General features: G+C 71.3%; 24 protein-coding genes. 6 read left to right on the forward strand and 18 right to left on the reverse strand.

Annotated elements, in window-relative coordinates; all coding sequences use genetic code 11:
• Positions 1 to 7: 7 nt before the first annotated feature.
• Positions 8 to 499, reverse strand: coding sequence for a hypothetical protein (locus AB5J73_RS04735; RefSeq protein ID WP_370968489.1), 492 nt, complete (start codon positions 497 to 499; stop codon positions 8 to 10).
• Positions 496 to 1902 carry a wax ester/triacylglycerol synthase family O-acyltransferase gene (locus AB5J73_RS04740; RefSeq protein WP_370968490.1) on the reverse strand — a complete coding sequence of 469 codons (1407 nt, stop codon included), beginning with the start codon at positions 1900 to 1902 and terminating at the stop codon, positions 496 to 498. The genes AB5J73_RS04735 and AB5J73_RS04740 overlap by 4 nt, the downstream gene beginning before the upstream one ends.
• 34 nt (positions 1903 to 1936) lie before the next feature.
• On the opposite strand from AB5J73_RS04740, the gene AB5J73_RS04745 reads away from it, so the two are divergent.
• Positions 1937 to 2698: a TrmH family RNA methyltransferase gene (locus AB5J73_RS04745; RefSeq protein ID WP_370968491.1), complete on the forward strand. Its 762-nt coding sequence runs from the start codon at positions 1937 to 1939 to the stop codon at positions 2696 to 2698.
• A 4-nt stretch (positions 2699 to 2702) separates the two neighbouring features.
• On the opposite strand, the gene AB5J73_RS04750 is transcribed toward AB5J73_RS04745, so the two are convergent.
• Positions 2703 to 3077: an HAD-IA family hydrolase gene (locus AB5J73_RS04750; protein ID WP_370972930.1), complete on the reverse strand. Its 375-nt coding sequence runs from the start codon at positions 3075 to 3077 to the stop codon at positions 2703 to 2705.
• A gap of 187 nt (positions 3078 to 3264) precedes the next feature.
• Here AB5J73_RS04750 and AB5J73_RS04755 point away from each other — a divergent pair, with 187 nt between their 5' ends.
• Complete coding sequence (locus AB5J73_RS04755; protein WP_370968492.1) at positions 3265 to 3723, forward strand: Rv3235 family protein; 459 nt, start codon at positions 3265 to 3267, stop codon at positions 3721 to 3723.
• Between the two features lie 57 nt (positions 3724 to 3780).
• On the opposite strand, the gene AB5J73_RS04760 is transcribed toward AB5J73_RS04755, so the two are convergent.
• The 7 genes from AB5J73_RS04760 to mtrA all read right to left on the reverse strand — a co-directional run bounded on the left by AB5J73_RS04760 (position 3781) and on the right by mtrA (position 14644).
• Positions 3781 to 4983, reverse strand: coding sequence for a cytochrome P450 (locus AB5J73_RS04760; RefSeq protein WP_370968493.1), 1203 nt, complete (start codon positions 4981 to 4983; stop codon positions 3781 to 3783).
• Positions 4984 to 5047: 64 nt separating this feature from the next.
• Complete coding sequence (gene secA, locus AB5J73_RS04765) at positions 5048 to 7930, reverse strand: preprotein translocase subunit SecA (RefSeq protein ID WP_370968494.1); 2883 nt, start codon at positions 7928 to 7930, stop codon at positions 5048 to 5050.
• Positions 7931 to 8136: 206 nt separating this feature from the next.
• Positions 8137 to 8823, reverse strand: a complete 687-nt coding sequence (hpf, locus tag AB5J73_RS04770) for a ribosome hibernation-promoting factor, HPF/YfiA family (protein WP_370968495.1) — start codon at positions 8821 to 8823, stop codon at positions 8137 to 8139.
• Positions 8824 to 9531: 708 nt separating this feature from the next.
• Positions 9532 to 10401 (reverse strand): ComF family protein, encoded by an 870-nt coding sequence (locus tag AB5J73_RS04775; RefSeq protein WP_370968496.1) that lies wholly within the window; start codon positions 10399 to 10401, stop codon positions 9532 to 9534.
• 64 nt (positions 10402 to 10465) lie between these two features.
• Positions 10466 to 12175 carry an LpqB family beta-propeller domain-containing protein gene (locus tag AB5J73_RS04780; RefSeq protein ID WP_370968497.1) on the reverse strand — a complete coding sequence of 570 codons (1710 nt, stop codon included), beginning with the start codon at positions 12173 to 12175 and terminating at the stop codon, positions 10466 to 10468.
• A 59-nt stretch (positions 12176 to 12234) separates the two neighbouring features.
• Positions 12235 to 13959: an MtrAB system histidine kinase MtrB gene (mtrB, locus tag AB5J73_RS04785; protein WP_370968498.1), complete on the reverse strand. Its 1725-nt coding sequence runs from the start codon at positions 13957 to 13959 to the stop codon at positions 12235 to 12237.
• Between the two features lie 7 nt (positions 13960 to 13966).
• On the reverse strand, positions 13967 to 14644 hold the full coding sequence (gene mtrA / locus AB5J73_RS04790; protein WP_005150760.1) for an MtrAB system response regulator MtrA: 678 nt from the start codon (positions 14642 to 14644) through the stop codon (positions 13967 to 13969).
• A gap of 337 nt (positions 14645 to 14981) precedes the next feature.
• Here mtrA and AB5J73_RS04795 point away from each other — a divergent pair, with 337 nt between their 5' ends.
• Positions 14982 to 15767 (forward strand): IclR family transcriptional regulator, encoded by a 786-nt coding sequence (locus tag AB5J73_RS04795; RefSeq protein WP_370968499.1) that lies wholly within the window; start codon positions 14982 to 14984, stop codon positions 15765 to 15767.
• Here AB5J73_RS04795 and AB5J73_RS04800 read toward each other — a convergent pair.
• The gene (locus AB5J73_RS04800; RefSeq protein ID WP_370968500.1) at positions 15764 to 16732 is read right to left on the reverse strand and encodes a helix-turn-helix transcriptional regulator; all 969 of its coding nucleotides are present in this window, start codon (positions 16730 to 16732) and stop codon (positions 15764 to 15766) included. The genes AB5J73_RS04795 and AB5J73_RS04800 overlap by 4 nt on opposite strands.
• A 64-nt stretch (positions 16733 to 16796) precedes the next feature.
• On the opposite strand from AB5J73_RS04800, the gene AB5J73_RS04805 reads away from it, so the two are divergent.
• Entirely contained in the window at positions 16797 to 17246 is a 450-nt protein-coding gene (locus tag AB5J73_RS04805) for a hypothetical protein (protein WP_370968501.1), read from the forward strand.
• Positions 17247 to 17303: 57 nt separating this feature from the next.
• A complete protein-coding gene (solA, locus tag AB5J73_RS04810; protein WP_370968502.1) occupies positions 17304 to 18434 on the forward strand; it encodes an N-methyl-L-tryptophan oxidase in 1131 nt (376 codons plus the stop codon).
• On the opposite strand, the gene AB5J73_RS04815 is transcribed toward solA, so the two are convergent.
• From AB5J73_RS04815 to AB5J73_RS04825, 3 genes are all read right to left on the reverse strand, one after another.
• The gene (locus AB5J73_RS04815) at positions 18423 to 19055 is read right to left on the reverse strand and encodes a dTMP kinase (RefSeq protein ID WP_370972933.1); all 633 of its coding nucleotides are present in this window, start codon (positions 19053 to 19055) and stop codon (positions 18423 to 18425) included. The genes solA and AB5J73_RS04815 overlap by 12 nt on opposite strands.
• Positions 19056 to 19139: 84 nt before the next feature.
• A complete protein-coding gene (locus AB5J73_RS04820) occupies positions 19140 to 19895 on the reverse strand; it encodes a hypothetical protein (protein WP_370968503.1) in 756 nt (251 codons plus the stop codon).
• Entirely contained in the window at positions 19892 to 20467 is a 576-nt protein-coding gene (locus AB5J73_RS04825) for a papain-like cysteine protease family protein (protein ID WP_370968504.1), read from the reverse strand. The genes AB5J73_RS04820 and AB5J73_RS04825 overlap by 4 nt, the downstream gene beginning before the upstream one ends.
• A gap of 247 nt (positions 20468 to 20714) precedes the next feature.
• On the opposite strand from AB5J73_RS04825, the gene AB5J73_RS04830 reads away from it, so the two are divergent.
• The gene (locus AB5J73_RS04830; RefSeq protein WP_003085563.1) at positions 20715 to 21713 is read left to right on the forward strand and encodes a hypothetical protein; all 999 of its coding nucleotides are present in this window, start codon (positions 20715 to 20717) and stop codon (positions 21711 to 21713) included.
• Positions 21714 to 21738: 25 nt separating this feature from the next.
• Here AB5J73_RS04830 and AB5J73_RS04835 read toward each other — a convergent pair whose 3' ends face one another.
• The 4 genes from AB5J73_RS04835 to AB5J73_RS04850 form a co-directional block, all read right to left on the reverse strand.
• Complete coding sequence (locus AB5J73_RS04835; protein ID WP_370968505.1) at positions 21739 to 22125, reverse strand: YjdF family protein; 387 nt, start codon at positions 22123 to 22125, stop codon at positions 21739 to 21741.
• 129 nt (positions 22126 to 22254) lie between these two features.
• On the reverse strand, positions 22255 to 22596 hold the full coding sequence (locus AB5J73_RS04840; protein ID WP_370968506.1) for a VOC family protein: 342 nt from the start codon (positions 22594 to 22596) through the stop codon (positions 22255 to 22257).
• Positions 22593 to 23042, reverse strand: coding sequence for a type II toxin-antitoxin system VapC family toxin (locus AB5J73_RS04845; RefSeq protein ID WP_370968507.1), 450 nt, complete (start codon positions 23040 to 23042; stop codon positions 22593 to 22595). Before AB5J73_RS04845 ends, AB5J73_RS04840 begins: the two co-directional genes overlap by 4 nt.
• The gene (locus AB5J73_RS04850; RefSeq protein ID WP_370968508.1) at positions 23036 to 23323 is read right to left on the reverse strand and encodes a toxin-antitoxin system HicB family antitoxin; all 288 of its coding nucleotides are present in this window, start codon (positions 23321 to 23323) and stop codon (positions 23036 to 23038) included. Before AB5J73_RS04850 ends, AB5J73_RS04845 begins: the two co-directional genes overlap by 7 nt.
• Between the last annotated feature and the right edge of the window lie 7 nt (positions 23324 to 23330).

Consider the following 23330-nt stretch of genomic DNA (forward strand, 5'->3'; position numbering starts at 1 on the left):
GGACAACTCAGAGCAGCTCCAGCAAGAACGGCAGTTCCTGCGGCGCGTACCAAGCCAGTTCATGATCCTCGGCATCGCCCAAAGTGAACTCCGCGTCCGGATCCCCCAGGTCAGCCGCGTCGATCACCGCGGCCGCCGCCGACACCGCTTCGGCTGCCTCAGGCGCGTCCACGTGGATCGCCGCCACCGCCTTCAGCGGGATCGGGCCGCCGATGCGGACGACCGGGGCGTCCAGGTCCGGCCGCGGCGTCACGCCCTCGACGTCCGCCGAAATCACCACCCGGCGCGGCTCGCCCTTCTCCTCCGCCGCGATCAGGCGCAGCGAGGCGCGCGCGGCGTCCAGCAGGGCCGCGTACTCCAGTTCCTCGTCGGACCCGCTCACGTACGCCTCGCGCAACGCCGGCGTCAGCGCGAACGCCGTTCCGCTGCGGGCGCGGAACTCCCCCGAGGACTCGAGGTCGCGAAGCATCGCGATGGTCGCAGGCAGATAAACCCTCACCAGTGCGCACCCTTCAGCTCTTCCAAGGATTCTTCGATCATCCCGGCCAGCAGGTCGACGTCGAAAGCGGCCTTGCGGTCGCCGTTCAGTCCGAAGTAGACGCCGCCGTGGTAGGACGTCACCCCGATCGCCAGCGCCTGGGTGCGCATCAGCGGCATCACCGGGAACATCTCGACCAGTCTGGCCTCTCCCGCGTACATCGGCACCTGCGGGCCCGGCGAATTGGTCACCATGACGTTGAAGATGCGCCCCGACAGCGACCCCGCCGCTCGCGCGCCGAGCGAATGGAGCGTAGCCGGGGCGAAGCCGCCGACCTTGAGCAGGCCGCGGGCCGCCACGGAACGGCCCGAATCCAGGTGCTCGGCCATCGCGTGGCCGATGTGCTGCAGGCGCAGCACCGGGTTCGGCTCGCCGACCGGCAGGTCCACCAGGTACGCGGCCACCTGGTTGCCGACCAGCGCCGGCGTCGAAAACTCGGCCGTCTCCGCGTCGCGGACCGCCAGCGGCACCAGTGCGCGGATCGTCGTGTGCGGGGTCAGCGGCTCCTCGCGCGAAAGCAGCCATTCGCGCAGCGCGCCGGTGATGGCCGCGAGGACGACGTCGTTGACCGTGCCGCCGTGCGCCGCGCGGATCTTGCGGAAGTCCTCCAGCCGCGTCCGGACCACGGAGAACACGCGGCCGCCGGACACCCGGACGTTCAGCGGGCCGGTCGGCGCCGGCTTCACCAGCGTGCGCAGAGTCGACGTCACGCCGCCGACGGTCTCGGCGAACTTGCCCGCCGCCGCGAACGCGTCGTTCGCCGCCGAGCGGACGTTCTCGACGACCTCGCCCGGCCGCTGGATGCCCTCGCTGACCGCGTCGAGCACCAGCTGCGTGCGGCTCGGCTCGCGCCGCGGCGTCCAGATGTCCTCGAACGGTTCCGGCTCGGCCGGCGTCGGGTCGAGGATGAGCTGGCCGAGCTCGATCGTGCCGACACCGTCCACAACGGACTGGTGCGTCTTCGTCACCAGCGCGACGCGGTCCCCGGCCAGCCCCTCGATGAAGTACGCCTCCCAGAGCGGCCGCTCGGGCGCCAGCCGCCGCGACATCAGCCGCGCGACCAGGTCGAACAGCTGCTCGTCGCTGCCCGGCTGGGGCAGCGCCGAACGCCGGACGTGGTAGTTGAGGTCGAAGTCGACGTCGTCCACCCACACCGGCCGCGCCAGGTGGCCCGGCACCTCCAGCACGCGCTGCCGGTACCGCGGCAGGTACGCCAGCCGCGCGCCGACGAGGTCCATCAGCTGCGCGTAGGTGAACCCGGACCGGGGCCGCTCGAAGATCGCCACCCCGCCGACGTGCATCGGCGTCGCGTGGTCCTCGACGTAGCGGAACGAGGCGTCCAGCGCGGAAAGGCGGTCGGGCATGAGCCGATCGTCGCACAGTGCGAGACTGCCGGGTGTGGGTGATGAGTCGACGGTCTCGCCGAAAGACCGCTTCCTGACCGTGTACGGCCGCAAGCCGGTGCTCGAGGCGCTGGCGGACGACGCCCTGCGCGTGGACAAGGTGATCCTCGCCGACACCGCTCGCGGCCCCGGCGCGGCGGAGATCCAGCGCGCGGCCAAGGAGGCCGGCGTGGCGGTGCAGCGCGCCAGCGCGCACCGGGTCAAGGTGCTCGCCGGCAACGGCAAGCAGGACCAGGGCGTGCTCGCCGACGTCGTCGCGCCGCGGATGCGGGCGCTGTCCGCTGCGCTGGCCGACCGGCGGCCGCCGTCGCGAGTGCTGCTGCTGGACGGCATCACCACCCCCGCGAACGTCGGCATGATCCTGCGGACGGCGACCGCAGCCGGGCTGGCGGGAGTGATCGTGCCGCGCCGCGGCGTGGCGGCGCTGGACCCGCTGGTGGTCAAAGCTTCGGCCGGAGTCGCGTTCCGCGCTCCGGTGCTGCGCTGCGGCTCGGCGCGCGAAGCGGCGGAGATGCTCACCGAGGCGGGCTACGCGATCTACGCGCTGGGCGCTTCGGCGCGCACCACGGTGTTCGACGTCGACCTGCCGCAGCGCGCGGCGTTCGTCCTCGGCGGTGAGACGGCCGGCGTCGGCGAAGAAGTCGGCGAGCTCGTCACGGAATGGGTGTCGATTCCCATGCCCGGTGACGTCGAGTCGCTCAACGTCTCCGCCGCCGCGGCGGTCTTGTCATTCGAATTGGTGCGCCGCGCCCGCTGACTACTCAGCCGTGCGGGAACAACACGTTCAGTTCGGCGAGCGTCTCTTCGACCGACCGGTGGTGCACGCCGACCATGCCCGCCTGGACGGCGCCGCGGATGTTCGTCGCGGAGTCGTCGACGAACGCGCAACGCACCGCGGGCAGTCCGAGGCGGTCCGCCGCGATCAGGTAGACCGCCGGGTCCGGCTTGGCCACGCCGACCTCGCCGGAAAACACCAGCGCGTCGAAATAGTCGAACATCGTGTTCTTGACCTCGGCCGACGCCCCCGGGGCGTTCGACAGGAGCGCGGTGCGGACGCCTCGCTCGCGCGCGGCCGCCAGGTAGTCGTAGAACCGGCCGGCGTCGGGGTCCGTGAGAACTCCGGCGAAATCGACCAATAGCCCTTTCAGCACCCGGCACACCATAGCCGGGCGGCAACGCGCTGTCTCGCATAGCGCAACACTGCCGAGGATTCCCACGGTTCGGCGGATCTCGCCCGGATTGTGCGATTCCCGTCGCCTTTCCGGCCCGTTCCCGCCTCTAAGCCGCGGAGGTGGGGAAATGCCGAGTCCAGGAGGGGACGAAATGATCGAGGAACACCGCCTGCGAACGCTCATCCACTGCGAAGCGGCCAGGCGGGCGGGGCCGCCGCCGTCGGTGACGCCGCTGGAACACCGTCGCGGCGGTGCCCGGTGCCCGGCGCCGCGGCAGCTCGAAGCGAGCGAAGTGGGCCGCGTGCTCAACATGCTGCTGGAGGCCTACGACGGCCGCCGCCCGGCGGCCCAGGTCCGCGCACTGGTGGCGCCGGAGGTGTACGCGGGTTTCAGCGGCCCCAGCCGGACCCGGCCGCGGCACCGGACGCAGACGATCCACACGTGCACCCCGGCCCCGGACGTGATCGAGGCGTGCGCGCGGGTGGAGGCGGACGGCCGGTCGTTCGCGCTGGCGGCCCGGTTCACGCGGACGGCGAGGGGGTGGCGGTGCGTGCGCTTCGCGGTGCTCAAGCCCCAGCACCCGGGCCGGCCACTGCGGCGAGCGGCGTGAGGTAGGCCGGTCGTGCGTGGTCTCCGAAGGCCACCTCCAGTGCCCTGAAGGTGGCCTTCAGCGCGCGACCGGCAACGTCGACAGGCCGCGCAGGGTGGTCGTCGGGTTCCACTCCGGGGGGCCCGCCAGTCGCAGGTCCGGGAGCCGCCGGGCCAGTTCGCGGAACACGATCCGGCCCTCCAGCCTCGCCAGCGGCGCGCCCAGGCAGAAATGGATGCCCTGGCCGAACGCCAGGTGGCGGGCCGCGGGCCGGGCCGGGTCGAACTCGTCCGGGTCCGGGCCCGCCGCCGGGTCGCGGTTGGCCGCGCCCAGTACGACGACCGCCTGGCTGCCCGCCGGGACCGGGACCGCGCCGAGCGTGGTGTCGCGCAGCGCCGTGCGCGCGGTCAGCTGAACCGGCGAGTCGTAGCGCAGCACCTCCTCCACCACCCGGTCCGGGGCGTCCGCCACGGCCCGGAGGCCCGCCGGGTGGCGCAGCAGCGCCAGCACGCCGTTGCCGATCAGGTTCGTCGTCGTCTCGTGGCCCGCGATCAGCAGCAGCGTGAGCGTCACCAGCAGCTCGCCCTCGGTGAGCGCGTCCCCCGCGTCGGAGACCGCCACCAGCGCGGACAGCAGGTCCTCCCCCGGCTCGCTCCGGCGCCGGGCCGCCAGCTCGCGGAAGTAGCCGACGAACGACTGCCGCGCCTTCACCGCCGGTTCGACCGTCTCCGGGCGTTGCAGGAACGGCGGGTCCAGTGCGCGGGCCATCGCGTGCGACCAGGCCGCGAACTGCTCGCGGTCGTCCAGGGGGACGCCCAGCAGTTCGGCGATCACCTCGACCGGCAACGGCTTCGCGAGCGACGTCATCAGGTCGAACTCGCCGCGGTCGCGGGCGAGCGACTCCGCCGTGAGCTCTTCGATCCGCGGCGCCAGCCGCTCCACCATCCGCGGGGTGAACGCCTTCGCCACCAGGCGCCGCAGCCGCGTGTGGTCGGGCGGGTTCAGCGACAGGAACGCCCGGACCACGCGTCCCGACTCGTCGACCGGCTGGTCCGGAAGGCGGTCCGCCGGATCCAGGTACTCGGGTTCCGGGTGCCCGAACGCCGGGTCGCGCAGCACCTGCGTGGCTTCGGCGAGGCCGCTGACGGCGAACATCCCCGCGGCCAGTTCGGCGACCGGCCGGCGTTCGCGCCAACGCGCGTAGTGCGGGTACGGGTCGGGCCGGCGATCGGCCGCGAACAGTGCGAAGAACTCCTGCGGATCGGCTGCCACCTGCGTCACGAATCCCCCGTTCACGACACCGGGGCGCGTGGCTGAGCCACGCGCCCCGGTGTGCCTGCCCACGTCAGCGACGCGGGCCCTTCTTGCCCTTCTTCTGCGCGTCGCGCTGCGCGGCGCGGCGATCCCGGCGGCTGCCGCTCCCGCCGCCCGCGGCCTGCGCGCCACCGTCGGCGTGGGACTCGACCTCGCCGTCCTCGCCCGGACCGGACAGCGTCACGCCCGTCGGCTGGCCACCGCCGCCGAGGCCCTTGCCGCGCAGCGCGGCCGGGACGGACTCGGTGTCGGTCGTCGGCGGCTGCGGCGGCGCCGGCCGCGCGTGCCGGCCTTCGGCCGCCTGGCCGTTGCCGGCGGCAACGCCCGTCGGCAGCGCCGCGGCTTCCTCCGCCGGCGGCGCCTCGGCCCGCTCGACCTGCAGGTTGAACAGGAAGCCGACGGCCTCCTCCTTCAGCGAGTCGAGCATCGCGCGGAACATGTCGAAGCCCTCGCGCTGGTACTCGATCAGCGGGTCGCGCTGCGCGAGCGCCCGCATGCCGATGCCCTGCTTGAGGTAGTCCATCTCGTAGAGGTGCTCACGCCACTTGCGGTCGAGGACCGTCAGCATCACCTGGTGCTCCAGGGTCCGCATGCCCTCCGGCCCGACGAGCGCGTTGATCTCCGCCTCGCGGTTGTCGTAGGCGCGGCGGGCGTCCTGGAGCAGGGCCTCGCGCAGGCCGGCCGCGTCGAGGTCACCGTCCTCCATCAGGTCGTCCCAGTCGACGCTGACCGGGTACAGCTGCTTCAGCGCCGTCCACAGCTTCTCGTGGTCCCAGTCCTCGGCGTAGCCGTTGGCGGTCGCACCGTCCACATAGGCGTTGACGACGTCCTCGAGCATGCCCTCGATCTGGTCGCGCAGGTTCTCGCCGGCCAGCACGCGGTGGCGCTCGGCGTAGATCACCTTGCGCTGCTCGTTCATGACCTCGTCGTACTTGAGGACGTCCTTGCGCTGCTCCATGTTGATCTGCTCGACCTGGGTCTGCGCGCTCTTGATGGCCTTGGAGACCATCTTGTGCTCGATCGGCACGTCGTCGGGCAGCCGCATGGTCGTCATGACGCGCTCGACCATGGTCGCGTTGAAGCGGCGCATGAGCTCGTCACCGAGCGAGAGGTAGAAGCGGGACTCGCCCGGGTCGCCCTGACGGCCGGACCGGCCGCGCAGCTGGTTGTCGATGCGGCGCGACTCGTGCCGCTCGGTGCCCAGCACGTACAGGCCGCCCGCCTCGCGGACCTCTTCGCCCTCGGCCTTCGACTCGGCCTTGACCTGCTCGAGGACCTCGGGCCACGCGGCCTCGTACTCCTCGGAGTGCTCGACCGGGTCCAGGCCGCGCTCGCGCAGCACCTGGTCGGCGATGAGGTCGGGGTTGCCGCCCAGCACGATGTCGGTACCGCGACCGGCCATGTTCGTGGCGACCGTGACGGCGCCCTTCTGGCCGGCGCGCGCGACGATCAGCGCCTCCCGGTCGTGGTGCTTCGCGTTCAGCACCTCGTGCGGCACGCTCAGCTTCACCAGCAGCTTCGACAGGTGCTCGGACTTCTCGACGCTGGTCGTGCCGACCAGGACCGGCTGGCCCTTCTCGTGCCGCTCGGCGATGTCCTCGGCGACGGCCTCGAACTTGGCCTGCTCGGTCTTGTAGATCAGGTCCGCCTGGTCGACGCGGATCATCGGCCGGTTCGTCGGGATCGGCACCACACCCAGCTTGTAGGTCTGGTGGAACTCCGCGGCTTCGGTCTCGGCCGTACCGGTCATGCCGGAAAGCTTTTCGTACAGCCGGAAGTAGTTCTGCAGCGTGATCGTCGCGAGGGTCTGGTTCTCGGCCTTGATCTCGACCTTTTCCTTCGCCTCGATCGCCTGGTGCATGCCCTCGTTGTAGCGGCGGCCGACCAGGATGCGCCCGGTGAACTCGTCGACGATCATGACTTCGCCGTTGCGGACGATGTAGTCCTTGTCCTTGTGGAAGAGCTCCTGGACCTTCAGCGCGTTGTTCAGGTACCCGACCAGCGGGGTGTTCGCGGCTTCGTAGAGGTTCTCGATGCCGAGCTGGTCCTCGACGAACCGGACGCCCTTCTCGGTGACGGCGACGGTGCGCTTCCGCTGGTCGACCTCGTAGTGGTACTTCGAGTTGATCAGGTTCGTCTTCTCGGTGCGCTCGCGCGACCCCATCGTGGTGGTGTCGATGCCCTGCATCAGCGGCGCGAGCCGGGCGAACTCGACGTACCAGCGCGACGACTGGTCCGCCGGGCCCGAGATGATCAGCGGCGTCCGCGCCTCGTCGATGAGGATCGAGTCCACCTCGTCGACCACGGCGAAGTTGTGCCCGCGCTGCACGCAGTCGTCGAGGCTCCACGCCATGTTGTCGCGCAGGTAGTCGAAGCCGAACTCGTTGTTCGTGCCGTAGGTGATGTCGGCGTTGTACTGGCTGCGCCGGACGTCCGGCTGCTGCTCGGAGAGGATCACGCCGACCTCGAGGCCGAGGAAGCGGTGGATGCGGCCCATCCACTCCGAGTCGCGCTTGGCCAGGTAGTCGTTCGTCGTGACGACGTGGACGCCCTTGCCGGGGATGGCGTTGAGGTACGCCGGGAGGACGCAGGTGAGCGTCTTGCCCTCACCGGTCTTCATCTCGGCGACCTGGCCGAGGTGCAGGGCGGCGCCGCCCATCAGCTGGACGTCGAAGTGACGCTGGCCGAGCACCCGCTTGGCCGCCTCCCGGACGACCGCGAAGGCCTCCGGCAGCAGCTCGTCGAGGGACTCGCCGTCGCCGTTCCGCTTGCGGAACTCCTCGGTCTTGGCCCGCAGCTCGGCGTCGGTCAGGTCCTTGACGTCGTCTTCGAGGGTGTTGATGTGATCGGCGATGTTGCGCAGCCGCTTCACCATCTTGCCCTCACCCGCGCGGAGCAGGCGGTTCAGCACCATCCGGTCGACCTCACTAGCTGAATATGAGCACGCCCGGGCCGGTCCCGGGCAGGTTCTCCCGCGGTGGCGGCCGTGTTCGGCGCCACCTTCCCACCCCCATCGTAGGGAACGGTGGCCGTCGTGTGCACACGCCGTACGTCCTGACATGCGGAGGGCCCGCACGCGAGCGCGTGCGGGCCGTCCGCGAAGGCCTCCTTAGAGCCGGCTCAGCCGAGCCGGATCACGCCGTAGTCGAAGCCTTTCCGCCGGTAGACCACGCTGGGCCGGCCTGCTTCGGAGTCGTTGAAGAGGTAGAAGTCGTGGCCGACCAGCTCCATCTCGTAGAGAGCCTGGTCCACCGTCATGGGCTCCGCGGTGTGCTGCTTCTCGCGAACGACGCGACCGGGCTGGTGACCGAGGTCGTCGTCGGCCCAGCTCTGCTGCTGGGGCAGGTGTATCTCGTCGGCACTCGCGAAGCCGTTCGTCTGCGGCAGGGCTTCGGGTGCCTCCAACACCGCGGTACTCGCGGCGGGACTGGCTGCGGCCGGGGATCCACCACCGGGCAGCATCGAGGTCGCTTCGGCGACCGATTCCGGGCGGCTGCGCCCGTAGTGCACACGCCTCCGGTCGTGTGTCCTCCGCAGCCGGTTTTCCAGCTTGGTGACTGCGGAATCAAGCGCTGCGTAGAAGTCGGCGGCACACGCTTCTGCGCGCACGGCCGGGCCCCGCCCCTTTCCGGTGATCTCGACGCGCTGGCAGCTCTTGGCCTGGCGTCGGTTGGGTTCGTGGAACAGTTCCACGTCGTACCGGATGACTTTCCTGTCGTAGCGCTCGAGCCGGGCCAGCTTTTCGCTGACAAGCGCCCGATAGTGGTCGGGCACCTCCACGTTGCGGCCCTTAACGACGATGTCCATACACGACCTCCCTCGCTTCGATGACTGCGAGCTGTTGTGTTTTCACACGGCGCCGGTATTGCGGGGACGTGAGCCCGGATCGCGGGCTGAGAAGGAACTCGGGAACGGTTCACGACGTCTCGTGCCGGGGCCCGAGCGCGGACTCAGCGCACCTCCGGCGCCAGGGACATGGGCTCGTCACCTCCCTGCCTGCGGGGATTGCTGATAGCGGAGCACGTTAGCTTCCTCACGCCCGTTGCAACAGCCCCCGAGCCGGGGGATGTCGAGGAATGAGACTCCGTCACCCCGCGCAGTGATCGCGGGATGAACACCAGAAAACACCCGCTGGTCGGACGCAGTGCACGGAGCGTGCTTTCACACGGACGGCGCATCGCTTCCTCCAGGTGGACGCCGAGGGTGACGGCCTCGTCCGGCGCAGCCGCCACTCCGGTGGAGTGGTGTGGCGGCCGAGTGGTCGTGATCGACACCCTCATGCCCGGACAACGGGCGCCGGGGCGTTCGCGTTCCCGGGTGGCATCACTCGTGTAGGTGACGGGTGGGTTCACCCGGGTGCGGTGTTTCTTTTGGGGTGGTTCGGGGGTCGTTGTCGGCGGAACCGGTACCGCGTTGGATTTGATGGTGTGGACGTGCGGGGTTTGTGTCCGGCGGGATTCGGGTGTGCGTTTCCCGGGCCGCGGTGCCATGGTGGGGTCATGGACGACCGGCGGTTCACCCGGCTGAGAGCAGGGTCAGGACGGCGGAGACCGTGACCCCGGCCGCGGCCAGCGCGCTGGCGCAGGCTGCCGCGGTGGCCCCGGTCGTGACCACGTCGTCCAGCACCACGACGAGACAGCCCGGAGGCGGGCGGCCGGCCTCGCGGAACCGCAGGCGGCCGGCCAGGTTGGCGACCCGTTCCGCACGGCCCAGGCCGACGGCGTCGCGGGCGCTGCCGGCCAGTTCCAGTGCCGGGGCGACCGCCACTTCGACGCCGCTCGCGGCCAGGACCTTTGCGGCGGCGTTCGCGAGGCGCTCGATGTGCGGACCGCCGCGCACTCGGGATGCCGAGGGGCGGCTTGGCGCCGGAACCAGGCAGATCGACCGCGGCGGCGGTGCCGGGGAAGCAGTCGTGCCGACTTGGGTCTCGCGCTCGCGGGCAACCGAGGCGGCGGAACCTGCCTCGCGCACCTGCACCGGCGAGCCGACCCCAGACATGCGTGCCGGGGAGGCCACCGCACCGGCGAGATGGCCGGCCGGAGCGACCTCCCGCGCTCGGACGGCCGAGGCGGCTCCGGAGGCATCAGCCCGCTCACCGGAACCAACCCGACCCAGCGGCAGCTCCACCACCGCCTCCGCCAAAGCCCGCCCCAACGACGGCGCCAGGTCCCGCCGCCCCCGCTCCTTGTAAGCGATCAGCAACCGCCGTCCCACGCCGTGGTAGCGGGCCAGTGCGAACACCCGGACCAACCCCGTCGTCGGCACCCGAAAAACCTCCCGGACCGAACCCCAGACCTCCCCGCACCGCGCGCAGCACGGCTCGCCGCGCGCCCCACAGGCGGCGCAGCGGCGGGGGATCACCAGATCGAGCAGCTTCTCCAGCACACGGACAGTCTCACGACCACCACCGACAGTTTCGAACACCCAGCCGCCACCCACACGAGTGAAATCACCCCGGGTAGAACGGGTCCGCGTCCTTCATCGTGTGGGCCTGCGGCCGCCACACCTCGCCCAGCACCGAAGCCGTCCACAGGCCGCTGAGGTCGGCCACCACGATCTGGCGGCCGGGGGCCGCCGTCACGCCGTGGACCGGGGGCGTCAGGTTGGAGCTGTTGAACGCGTCCATGCGCTGGCCGTCCACCGTCACGCGGACCACCGGCTGGGAGGAGGACTTCGTCACCGCCACCAGGTTGTCCTGGGCGACCCAGTCGACGTCGACCACGTCTTCGAGGTCGTGGGGCTGGAGGTGGCGGGGCTCCCGCAGCGAAACCGAGTCGCCGACACCGACCACCGAGGCCACCCACAGCTGGCCCTTGATCACCGCGGCCACGCGGGCGCCGTCGCGGGAGAACCTGAGTTCCGAGATCTCGCCCTGCTGGTTCAGGTCCGTCGCGTTGACGCCCAGCGCCGTCCAGACGCCGTTCTGGTTGACCACCATCCGGCCCACCGACAGGCTGTCGACCACCGTCCACACCTCGCCGGTGCCGGGACGCCACGTCGGGCGGCTCAGTGTCGTGCCGCCGAGGGCCACCTGGGACAGCTCGCGTCCCAGGTCGCCGATCCGCAGGCGGACGCCGCCGCCGTCGCGCTCCACCACCGCCAGGCGCTTGCCGTCCAGGGACTGGGCCGCGCTCACCACGTCGTAGCCGCCGTTGCCGGCCGGGCCGGGGACCGGGGTGCCGTCACCGAGGGAGCGGACGCGGCCGCCGACCGTCATCAGGCCCTGGAGCTCCAGGTTCGGCGACAGCGTCGAGCCGTACGCCGGGAGGTCGTTCAGGCGCCAGTCCGGGTGGTTCGGCACCAGCGGGGCGCCGTCGGCGAGGATCCGGATCCGCGCCGACGTGACGTACTGGAGCGAAAGGACGATCTGCGCGGCGATCAGGTTCCGGGTGTCGTCGGACACCCCGGCCAGCCCGGTCAGCGGGACGACCAGCGTGCCGTCGTCGAGGCTCTTGACGTTCGTGTCGATCTCGACCGGCTCGCCGAGGAAGTTCTTCACCGCGCCGGCCAGGCTCGTCGACGGGCCGCCGACCAGCAGGTCCATCACCCGGCCCGGCAGCCCGGACTGCGGCTTCGCGACGACGTAGCGCCGGTCCGGGACGAAGGTGTTCGACGACTCCGAGTAGAAGCTCACCGGGACCGGCGTGTAGTTCTCGCTGAAGTCGGACTCGGTCGCGTACAGGTCGGCGGGCGGGTCGACGATCCGCCACTGGCCGGTCGGCTGCTTGCGCACCTTGACCTGCAGCAACGCCGGGCTGAAGTCCGGCACGAACGCGTTGTTCTGGTCCAGCGTGCCGATGTCGCTCCCGCGCACGTTGACGACCTGGGTGTTCGGGTCGGGCTGCGGGTTCGTGTCGTAGACCGTGCCGAAGGTGTTCTGGATGATCGTCAGGCTGCGGCTCGGCCGCCAGCTCGCCCGGCCGGCGTCGTCCAGGTAGGCGCGCGCGGCCGCGTTGTTCTGGCCCGGCTTGAGCGTCGCGCGGACGAACTCCCGGACCAGCGTCAGCGGGTCGAGGTCCGGCCGCGGCTCGGCCACCACGTCACCCGAGCCCTGGCCCTGGCGTTCACCGGGGACGACCACGGGCTGCGATTCCAGCGGCACGTTGGCGCAGCCGGCGAGCACCACGAAACACAGCAAGGACACCAGAAGCCGCGCCAACCGGGGCTTCGCCCCGAGCCGGGGGCTTCGCCACCCGGCCCCCCGGAAAGATTGTGGTGTCACTGACCGATTCCCTCACGTTCCGCGAAGATCGCTTCCGGCGCCGGCGTGACGTCGATGATCCCGAGCGGCACCTCGGCCGGGACGTGGTCCGGCGGCGGCAGCGTCAGCGGCGGGTCGCCGGCCGGCACGTCCTGGCGGCGCGGGAGCACCAGCCGGAAGCAGGCGCCGTAGCCGGATTCGCCCCACGCGTCGAGCTCGCCGCCGTGCAGGCGCGCGTCCTCCTGGCTGATCGCCAGGCCGAGCCCGGTGCCGCCGGTGCGCCGGTTGCGCGACGGGTCGGCGCGCCAGAACCGGTTGAACACCAGGTCCGCTTCGCCGGGCCGCAGGCCGACGCCGTGGTCCCGGACCGTGATGGCGACCGCCGTCTCGTTCGCCCCGACGCGGAGCACCACCGGCCGGCCTTCGCTGTGGTCGACGGCGTTCGCGAGCAGGTTGCGCAGGATCCGCTCGACGCGCCGGGCGTCGACCTCCGCGATCACCTCGTCGTCGGGCAGCACCAGCTCGACCGAGCTGCCCGCGTTGCCGGCGATCACCCGCACCTGCTCGACCGCGCGGGTCGCGATCGGGCGGACGTCGATGAACTCCGCGGCCAGCTCCTCGACGCCGGCGTCCAGCCTGCTGATTTCCAGCAGGTCGCCGAGCAGCGCTTCGAACCGGTCGAGCTCGTCGACCAGCAGCTCGGTCGACCGGGCCAGCCCGGCCGGGAACTGCTCGCGGGACGCGTGCAGCACGTCCGCGGCCATCCGGACGGTGGTCAGCGGCGTGCGCAGCTCGTGCGAGACGTCGGAGGTGAACCGGCGCTGCAGCCCGCCGAACTCCTCGAGCTGGCGGATCTGGCGCTGGATGCTGGCGGCCATCCCGTTGTAGGACACGGCGAGCTTCGCCAGGTCGTCCTCACCGAGCACGGCGAGCCGCTGGTCGAGGTCACCGCCCGCGAACTGCTCGGCCGCCGCGGCGGCCTGGCGGACCGGGCGCACCACCTGCCGGGTCACCAGGTTCGTGATGCCCGCCAGCAGGAGCAGCAGCACGAGCCCACCGACCAGCAGCGTGTTCTGCACGGTCGCGACGGTGTTCTGCTCGGTCGTCAGCGGGAAGAGCAAGTACAGCTGCAGCGGGCTCGCGACGGTGTTCAGCGGGATGCCGACGATCAGGTACGTCGTGCGCCCGCCCATCGTGTCCGGGACGGTGTGCTCGAGCCAGCTCATCTGGTCGGCCTCGACGAACTGGCGCAGCCGCGGCGGCACGTTCTCGTACGGGCCCGCGGACGCCGGCTCGTCACCGGACTGGTCGTGGCCGCCGCTGGCGAGCACCGGGACGAACGTGCCGGCCGCCGACCCGGCAGCGTCCTGGCTGGTCGGTGTGATCGCGATCTTCTTCAGCGCGTTCTCGAGCCGGTTGGTCGTCGCGTCGCGCCCCTCGCCGCCGAGGCCGACCAGTTCGCCGGCCGCCGTCTCGGCCGCGGCGCGGGTCTGCGCGATCGCCGCGTCCCGCTTGGTGTCCAGCAGCCGCTCGGTGATCTGGTTCTGCAGGACCATGCCCAGCACGAAGACCACGGCGGAGGACAGCGCGAGGGTCGACACGGTGACCCGGAACTGCAGCGAGTGCTTCCACAGCTCGTTGAACGCGATCGCGCGACGGCGCGCGAAAACGACGACACGCCGCATCAGGCGTGCCGTCGAACGCGCGAACGCGGGGAGCCGTCTGCCGGTCGCGAGGGTCATCGACGCATCACGGCGGGCCGGCCTTGTACCCGACGCCGCGAACGGTCAACACCACCTCGGGGTGTTCCGGGTCCTTCTCCACCTTGGAACGCAGCCGCTGGACGTGCACGTTGACCAGCCGGGTGTCGGCCGCGTGCCGGTAGCCCCAGACCTGCTCCAGCAGCACCTCGCGGGTGAACACCTGGCGCGGCTTGCGGGCCAGCGCGACCAGCAGGTCGAACTCCAGCGGGGTCAGCGGGATGGCCTTGCCCTCGCGGGTGACCTCGTGCCCCGGCACGTCGATCGCCAGGTCCCCGATGGTCAGCGACTCCGCGGGCTCGGCCTCGGTGCGGCGCATCCGGGCCCGCACCCGCGCGACCAGCTCCTTCGGCTTGAACGGCTTGACGACGTAGTCGTCCGCGCCGGACTCCAGGCCGAGGACGATGTCGACGGTGTCGCTCTTGGCGGTGAGCATGACGATCGGCACCCCGGACTCGGCGCGGATCGCCTTGCAGACGTCGATCCCGTTCATCCCGGGCAGCATCAGGTCGAGCAGGACGAGGTCGGGTTTCAGCTCCCGCAGCGCGGGCAGCGCGCGGGAACCGTCGGCGACCACGGCCGTGTCGAACCCCTCCCCACGGAGCACGATGGTGAGCATCTCCGCGAGGGCGGGGTCGTCGTCGACCACGAGAACACGTGCCTTCATGTCCACATATTCGCACTAGTTCCGGCGGCCGGACGCGCGACCCGCGTGTTTGACCACCAGAAAGATCAAGATCGCGGCCCGTCCCTGCTCCATCCGGGTGCCGGTACCGGCGGCTTTGGACGGTCCGTGGAGGCCGCGCGGGTTTCCGGCGCGGCCTCCACGGACCTGAGAGGCGAGTTCAGGGAAACGGCTGGCCGGATGTCGCGGCAGTGCGTGAAAGTTGCGCAGTGCGCGCCTGGCGTGCCTCCGGCGCAACAATCGGGCCTCACGGCCGCGTCCGTCAAGAGATTCGCCCACTCAGCCGATGGGAAACGCACGAAACGGATAGTGTTGCGCTATGCGGAACCAGGACTCGGGCAACGCAACTCAGAGCCAGGTGCAGTCGGTCGACCGGGCGATCAGCGTGCTGGAGCTGCTCGCCCGCCACGGCGAAACCGGCATCACCGAGATCGCGGGCGAGCTGGGCGTCCACAAGTCGACGGCGTCGCGGCTGCTCAGCGTCCTGGAATCCAGAGGGCTCGTCGAACAGCTCGGGGAACGCGGGAAGTACGCGATCGGCTTCGGCGTCGTCCGGCTCGCCGGCGCCGCGACGGGCCGCATGGACTTGGCGAAGCTCGGCCGCGCGAGCTGCCTGACGCTCGCCGAGGAACTGGGCGAGACGGTGAACATCGCCATCGCGGACGACGGCGTCGCCATCAACATCAGCCAGGCCCGCGGTTCGGCCGCGATCACCACGCAGAACTGGACCGGCCAGCGCACGCCGCTGCACGCGACGTCCAGCGGCAAGGTCCTGCTGGCGTACATGGGCGAAGCCGAGCGCAAGCGGGTGCTGAAGCGGAAGCTGGAGCAGTACACGCCGCGCACGACGGTCGAGCCGGAAGAGCTGCTGTCCGAATTGGAGCGAGTGCTCGAAGACGGCTACGCGGCTTGCTACGAGGAGCTGGAACTCGGCATGCACGCGGTCGCCGTGCCGATCCACGGCCCCGGCGGGGACGTCGTCGCCGCGATGAGCGCTTCCGGTCCGGCGTACCGGCTTTCGAAGCAGCGGGTCAAGCAGGTCGTGCGCCCGATGACCGACGCGGCGGACGAACTTTCCGCGCAGCTCGGGTACTTCCGGGACTAGGGGTACAGCCGGGCCATCGCCGCGACGGTGTTTCCCATGTGCGCCACCAGTTCCGGCGGCGCGAGCACCTGCGCGCCGGCGCCGAGCCGCAGCAACCCGGCGGCGGCGTGGGACACGCTTTCCAGCGGTACGCGGGCGCGGCGCCAGCCCTCGGCGTCCTCGGGTCCGAGCGTGCGGGAGACGAGCCGGGCGGCCTTCGGGCCGAGGACGTCGGGCAGCGCCGCGATCCCCGCGGCCGTCAGCCGGACGACGGCGGTCTCGTCGATTTCGCTTTCTTCGTAGCGGTCGACGTGCGCGCGCCAGAAGTCCGCGAGCGCGAAGCCGCCGGGCCGGGTGAAGTGTTCGTCGAGCGGCCGCAGGTCTTCGATGTTCGAAACGCGGTAGGTCCGCGGTTCCGGCCCGGCGACGAGGTACCAGACCCCGGCCTTGAGGACGAGGCCGAGCGGGTGCAGCCGCCGCGTCACGACCCCGGGCGACGGCGACCAGCGGCGGTAGCGGACCTCGACGACCCGGTCCTCCCACAGCGCTTCCGCGGCGGCGACCAGCCGCGGCACCGGGTCGGCTTCGCGGTACCAGCCGGGCGCGTCGAGGTGGAACCGCTGGCGGATGCGCAGCGACGCGTCCCGGTACGGCGTCGGCAACGCCGCCATCAGCTTCAGCTCGGCGGCGGCCACCTGCGCGCCCAGCCCCAGTTCGGCGGCCGGTTGCGGCAGGCCGGTGAGGAAGAGCGAACCCGCTTCGCCCGCCGTCAGGCCGGTCAGCCGGGTCCGGTAGCCGTCCATGAGCTGGTAACCGCCGTTCGGGCCGCCTTCGGCGTAGATCGGGACGCCCGCGGCGGCGAGCGCTTCGACGTCGCGGTACACCGTCCGCGCGGTCACGCCGAGCTCCGCCGCCAGCCGCGCGGCGCTCAGCCGCCCGCGGTTCTGCAGCAGCAACAGCAGGGACACCAGCCGGCTCGCGCGCACCCGGCGAAGTCTGCCAGGCACCACTGACAAAAGGTGTCAGTGGTGACGCCCCAAGCTCTCCGTCATGAACGACTTCGACTTCCTCCTCGGCTCCTGGACCGTGACGAACCGGCGGCTCGGCAAGCCGCTCGCGGGCAGCGACGACTGGACCGAGTTCCCCGGCACGACGACCTGCTGGTCCCTCTTCGACGGCAGCGGCAACATGGACGAAATCGCCTTCCCCACCCTCGGGTTCCGCGGCTGCACCCTCCGGCTCTTCGACGTCGAGCGCGAAGAGTGGTCGCTGTACTGGGCCAACAGCCGGGACGGCCGGCTCCAGCCGCCGGTCGTGGGCGCGTTCCAGGGCGGCCGCGGCGACTTCTACGGCGACGACACCCACGAAGGGACCCCCATCAAGGTGCACTACGCCTGGACCGGCACGACCACGTCCGCGCCGCGGTGGGAGCAGGGGTTCTCCGCGGACGGCGGGCGGACCTGGGAGTCCAACTGGGTCATGGAGTTCGCCCGCGCTTGACAACCGCGTCGCGCACCACGCACGTTGTTGCCGAAGACGCAACTTCGGAAGGGTGCCATGACGCACTACGACGTCATCGTCGTCGGGCTCGGCGGCATGGGCAGTGCCGCCGCGTACCGGCTGGGGCAGCGCGGGCAGCGGGTGCTCGGCATCGACCAGTTCGCGCCGGTGCACAACCGCGGGTCGAGCCACGGCGGTTCGCGCATCACGCGCCAGGCGTACCTCGAAGGTCCCGAATACGTGCCGCTCCTGCTGCGGGCGCACGAACTGTGGGCGGGCCTCGAACGCGACAGCGGGCGGCGGCTGTTCACCCGCTGCGGCGGCGTCATGGTCGGCACGGCCGATTCGCGGACGATCACCGGCAGCCTGGCCTCGGCGGCGGCCTTCGGCATCCCGCACGAACTCCTGGACGCGCGGGAGGTCCGGCGGCGGTTCCCGACCATGGCGCCGTCGCCGGACGAAGTCGCGCTGTACGAACCGGGAGCCGGGCTGGTCTCGCCCGAAGGCAGCGTCGCCGCACACCTGCAGCTCGCCGCGCGCAGCGGCGCCGAACTGCACCACGAGGAGAAGGTGTTCACCTGGAGCACCATGGCCGGCGGGGTGCGCGTCGGGACGTCGCACAACTACTACACGGCGGACCGGCTGGTGCTCTGCCCCGGCGCGTGGGCGGGGGAACTGCTGCGCGACTTCGGCGTCGCCTTCACCGTCCGGCGGCAGGTGCAGTACTGGTTCGCGCCGTCGGGCGGGGTCGCGCCGTTCCAGCGGCACCCCGTCTACATCTGGGAGGGCGACGGCTACACGTTCTACGGCTTCCCGGCGCACAACGCGCCCGCGGACGGCGTCAAGGTGGCGTTCCACAGCGGGGGCGGCGTGTGCACCCCCGATGGCATCGACCGCGAGGTGACCGGCGACGAGATCCACCGGATCGCGACGGCGGTGAAGCGGCATCTGCCGACGCTGCCCGGCGCCTTCCTCCGCGCGGCGACGTGCATGTACACCGACACCGCCGACGAGAGCTTCGTGCTCGCTCCGCACCCGGACGAAGAGCGGGTGGTGCTCGCCTGCGGCTTTTCCGGCCACGGCTTCAAGTTCGCGCCGGTGGTCGGCGAGGTGCTCGCGGACCTGGTGGTCGACGGCACCACCGCGCACCCGATCGCGCGGTTCGACCCGGCCCGGCTACTGACCTAGCAGCGTCGTCGCGAGGGCTTCGTGGTCGACGCCCGCGACGCCGTCCAGGACGTGCCACGGCGCGAGCCAGCCGGACGCGGCCAGCTCGTCGTACACCGCCGCGCACCGCCGCTGCAGGCCGTCGTCGGTTTCGAAGGCGTCGCGCTCCCGGTCGGTCTCGGTCACCGCCCGGCGTTCGGCGCGCTCGGCCGCCACCGCGGGCGCGACGCGCAGCAGCAGGTGCGCGTCCGGGCGGGGCAGCCCGAAGCGGTCGACTTCCAGCTCGTGCACCCACTTCACGACGTCGCCGGTCGCGTCCTGGCGCAGCCGCGCGGCGGCGTACGCGGCGTTGGAGGCGACGTACCGGTCGAGCAGCACGACGTCGTGGGTCTCGCGCAACGCGCGGATGTCGTCCGCGGCGCCGCTGCGGTCCAGCGCGTAGAGCACGGCCATGCCGTACACCGAGTCGGCGAGGTCGCCGTGCCCGCGGTGCAGCGCCTCCTTCACGAGGTCCGCGTGCACGCTCTTGCCGTAGCGCGGGAACGCCAGCGACGCCACGCTCGCGCCCTTGGCCCCCAGCGCCGCCGTCAGCCCGTCGGCCAGCGTGCGCTTGCCCGCGCCGTCGAGCCCTTCGATGACCACCAATCGACCCACGAGTGGTCACACTAGCGGTGGTGGACCGGCGGGCTCGGTGGAAGGGGATCGACGCCGAGCCCGCCGGTTCGTCTATGCGGTGTGCCGCCGCAGGTGGAAGACGTAGCCGGCGCCGCTGACCGCCAGCACGCCGACGAGGATCAGCAGCGGCACCCAGCCGGTGTCGTGGCTGGCGGCCGAAGGACCGCCGTCGCCGCGGGGCATCACCTGGGAGGTGGCGTCGTAGCCGCCGGCCTCGCCGTCGCGGGCGTAGGCCGAGCCGGGCAGCTTGTCCGCGTAGCGCGCGCCGACGGTCCGCTGGTAGTCGGCGACGGTGACCGCGGTCCCGCCGGCCAGCGGGGTGAGGTGGCCGTCCCGCACCGCGTACCAGGCGTCGACCTGGGGCTCGTGCAGCAACTGGGCTCCCGCGGGCAGCTGCCGGGCGTACGTGCCTTCGACGTCGCCCGAAGCGATGTTGCCCACCTGCCAGGCGCCGTCGTCGCCGCGCACCGACCAGAGCGTGGCGGTCCGGCCGTCGGAAGCCCGCGCCGGCACGGCGAAGTAGGCGAAGTCGCCGGGCGCCGCGCCCGGCTTGCCCACCACGAAGTCCGGCGACAGCTCGTAGACGGGGTAGGCGTCCGGCGCGATCCGCACCGTGACCGGGCCCCGGGCGTCGGGAGCCTGAGCGAAGAACCGGACCAGGGTGTCCTGGAGGTCCGCGGCCGCGGCCCGCGCGGCCACGGCGTCGGCGCTGCTGATGCCGGCGGACTGGGCCGCGCCTGACACCGGTGCCGTCATCAGCAGCGCCGCGCCGGTCAGCACGGCGAGCGCCAGCACTCGCCTGCTCATCGGGCGATCCCGGTGAGCGTGTGCGTCCAGGAGAACGACGAATTGTGCGTGTAGAAGCCGTACGTCGACCAGTTGTAGCGCTTGGCCGGCCCCGGATCGCCCCAGTACACCCAGTCTCCGCCGGAGTCGTAGCCGTAGAGGACGTGCGAGTGCCCGCCGCCCGAGCGGAAGCCGACCCGGGTCTCCACCGGCCGGTCGGCCGCGGTCTGCGCCCGGATCGCCGCGTAGGTGATGGGCCGGTCGAGGTAGCGGCCCGGCGAGCTGAAACCGAGCCGGGCGAAGGCGCGCTGCGGATCGGCGAGCGTGCCGGTGCGGTTGGCGCAGTCCTGGCCGGTCTCGCCGTGCGCGAGCTGGCAGAACTTCCGCTGGCTCAGCACGGCGCCGTGGTAGGCGGCGATGGTGTTGCCCGCGCCGGCCCAGCACCACTGGTTCTTCTGCTGGGCCTGCATCACGATCTGGTTGCGGTAGGTCGAAGGCACTCCGGGCGCGGCTCCGGCGGTGACCGGCGCGACCAGGCACATCATCAGGCTCAGAGCCAGTACGGCGTGAACCTGGCTCGACTTCACCAGCACGGACGGCCTCCTGCTCGAACGTGGGCGAACCAGCGGTGGTCACAACGGTGAACAACGTGGTCACCCGGAGCAAGAACGCCATCCGGAGGAACGGACCGTTCCGGGTCATAGCCGGAACGCGGAACAGTCACCCTGGCGAGGCCAACCACCCTGAACGGGGGTCGGCCAGGGCACTCTACGCTGCTAACGTGAACGTTCCGCGGTGTTCACGCCCAGCGCACACACTGGTCGGGTGAAGGGACGAGCGGTGGCACAAGACGGGAACCTCCCACTGATCATCGATGGCGCCCGCACGACCCGGGCATCGGTCGCCGAACTGCCGAAAGAGCTGACCGAGGCGCTCCGCACCGGCGAGTTCCACCACGCACTGAGACTGGCGATCGCCTACCGCGGCCTCTCGCTCGCCCGGCTGCGCGCGCACCTCGCGCTGCGCGGCGTCCAAATCGGACAGTCCACGCTGAGCTACTGGCAACGCGGGCTCCGCCAGCCCGAGGTGCCGAAGGCGCTCCCGGCGGTCCGGGCCCTGGAATCGGTCCTCCAGCTGCCCGCGGACGCCCTCGTGGTGCTGATCGGACCGCGACTGGTCCGCCGCGGCCACCAGCCGGCGGCGTCCTTCCACGACCTGCGTTCCGGTGACATGGGGTCGATCGTGGAGGACCTGCTGGCCGAACTCGGCGCGTACCCGTCGTCGAACCACTACAACGCCGACCTCGAGCTGCTGTCGGTGCACGACACGATCACGTTCGACGCGGAGCACCGCCAGGTCAGCCTGCGCACGCGGCTGGTGACGCGCGCCCGCCGCCACGGCCCGGACCGGTACCTGACGGTGTACAACGGCGATCCGGGCTGCCGGATCGACGACGTCGAGCTCATCACCGACGAGGGCTGCCGCGTCGGGCGGATGCGCCGCAACCCGGACGCGGACACGATGGCGACGGAGCTGCTGTTCGACCGCAAGCTCGCCGAGGGCGACATCCACGTGTTCTGCTTCGAGGTCCGCGACGATTCCGGGTCGGCGTCGCCGGGCTACTACCGGATGCTGCGCGACCGGTGCGCGAGCTACCTCGTCCAGCTCCGGTTCGACCGCAACGCCCTGCCGGCCCGGTGCACCCGCCAGGTCCGGGCGCGCGACGACGCCCTGCCGGTGGTGGCGGAGGAACTGGCGTGCGACATGGGCGGCGTCAGCAGCGCGTTCTTCAGCGACGCCGGGCCGGGGCTGGCCGGGGTCGCGGTGGAGTGGAACTAGCGGCACTTTCACGTGAAAGTGCCGCTCACCGGCCGCGGTGCTTGGCGCGCGACTTCGCTTTGGCGAGGGCACGGCGGCGGGCGGCTTCGGCGGCGGCACGGCGTTTGCGGGCCGCCTTGTTTTCGATCGCCCGCTCGGTAACCGCGTGCTTCAACGCCCGCTGGGCGGCGGTGCCGATGCCTTCGTCGTCGTGAGTCCGCTTCGGCCGCCGCTCGACGGGAACCGGCGGCGCCTCTCGGGCTTCGTCGGCGAGACGCACGAAGTCGCGTCCCGCGGCGAAGGCCGCCAGCTCGGCGTTGTTCGGCTCGGCACCGAAGACGTGCCGCGCGGCCCGCACCAGGCCGTCTTCGTGGATTTCGTAGACACCGACCCAGAACCGGCCGTCGTGGTACAGCGTGAACACCCCGTGCATCGGGAAACCTCCAGGCGTGACGGATCAGCCTGGCGCCACCGGTTTCCCTTGCGGGACAACGAGCCCGTGCGGACCGCCCGGACTACCTACCGGGCCGTGAGGTTCGTGAAGCCAAGAACGTTCATGAGGTTACGCGGGTCCGCCGCCGATGCCGAGCTCGTTTCCCTCGGGATCGCGGTAGATGATCTTGCGGACGCCGTTGTCGTAGGTCTCGCGGTCCGCGGGCTCGATGCCCCGCGCGGAGATCCCGGCGACGCGCTCGTCGAGGTCCTCGACGAAGAGGGTGTGCATGGCGAGGCCCGCGCGTTCGGGCCGCAGCACGAGGTAGACCGAGCCGTGCGGGGTGACTTCCCAGAGAACCTCGGTGTCGTGCACGACGAACGTCGGCGGGGAGCCGAAGAGGCGTTCGTACCAGGCGACCGCACCGGCGAAGTCACGGACGGCGATCCCGGCGAAGAGTTCGACGGTCACAGCACCTCGAATCCGTTGGCCTTCGCAGCTTCGGCTTGCCGCTCGTCGCGGGTGACGAAGGTGACCGGCTCGCCACCGGTGAGCTCGGCGGTGTCGTGCATGGCGACGGCGATGTGGATGGCATCCAGGGTGCGCACGGGGTAGTTCTCGGTGACCAGCCGCCGCGCGGCGGGAATGATCCGGTTCGGGTTGAACGGGATGAGCACCAGGTCCCCGTCCGGCGAGGCGAGGTGATCGAAGTGCGCCAGCACCGTCGCGGGATCGGGAATCCGGCCGGTCCGCTCGGCGGCCGTCATGGCACCGGCGAACTCGACGCGGGTGAAGTCGCTGCTCACGACCAGGGAATCGCCTTCGATCAGCAGCTTGCGGAACTTGTCGTGCTCCGGCTCGTCCGAAAGGTAGGCCGTGACCAGCGCGCTGGTGTCGACGTACAGCACGGTCACCACTCCCCTCGGGTCCAGTCGAGTGCTTCGCTCACAGCCGTGCCCCAGCCGCGGGACAGGTCTTCGATCTCGTCCAGGGTCGGCACGTGGGCCGGCGCCTCGACGTGCACGACCTTGCCTTCGGCGATCAGTCGCCGTTTCCATTCCGCTCGGGTTTCCGCCTTCGCCACAACGCCCCTCAACGCTTCCGTGACCAGGTCGTTCATGCTGCGCCCTTCGGCTTCGGCTCGCGCCTTCAGCCGGGCGTGCAGCTCGTCGTCGATCCTCGTGATCAACTGTTTCACCACCCCA

The organism is Amycolatopsis sp. cg9 (assembly GCF_041346945.1).
Lineage (GTDB): Bacteria > Actinomycetota > Actinomycetes > Mycobacteriales > Pseudonocardiaceae > Amycolatopsis.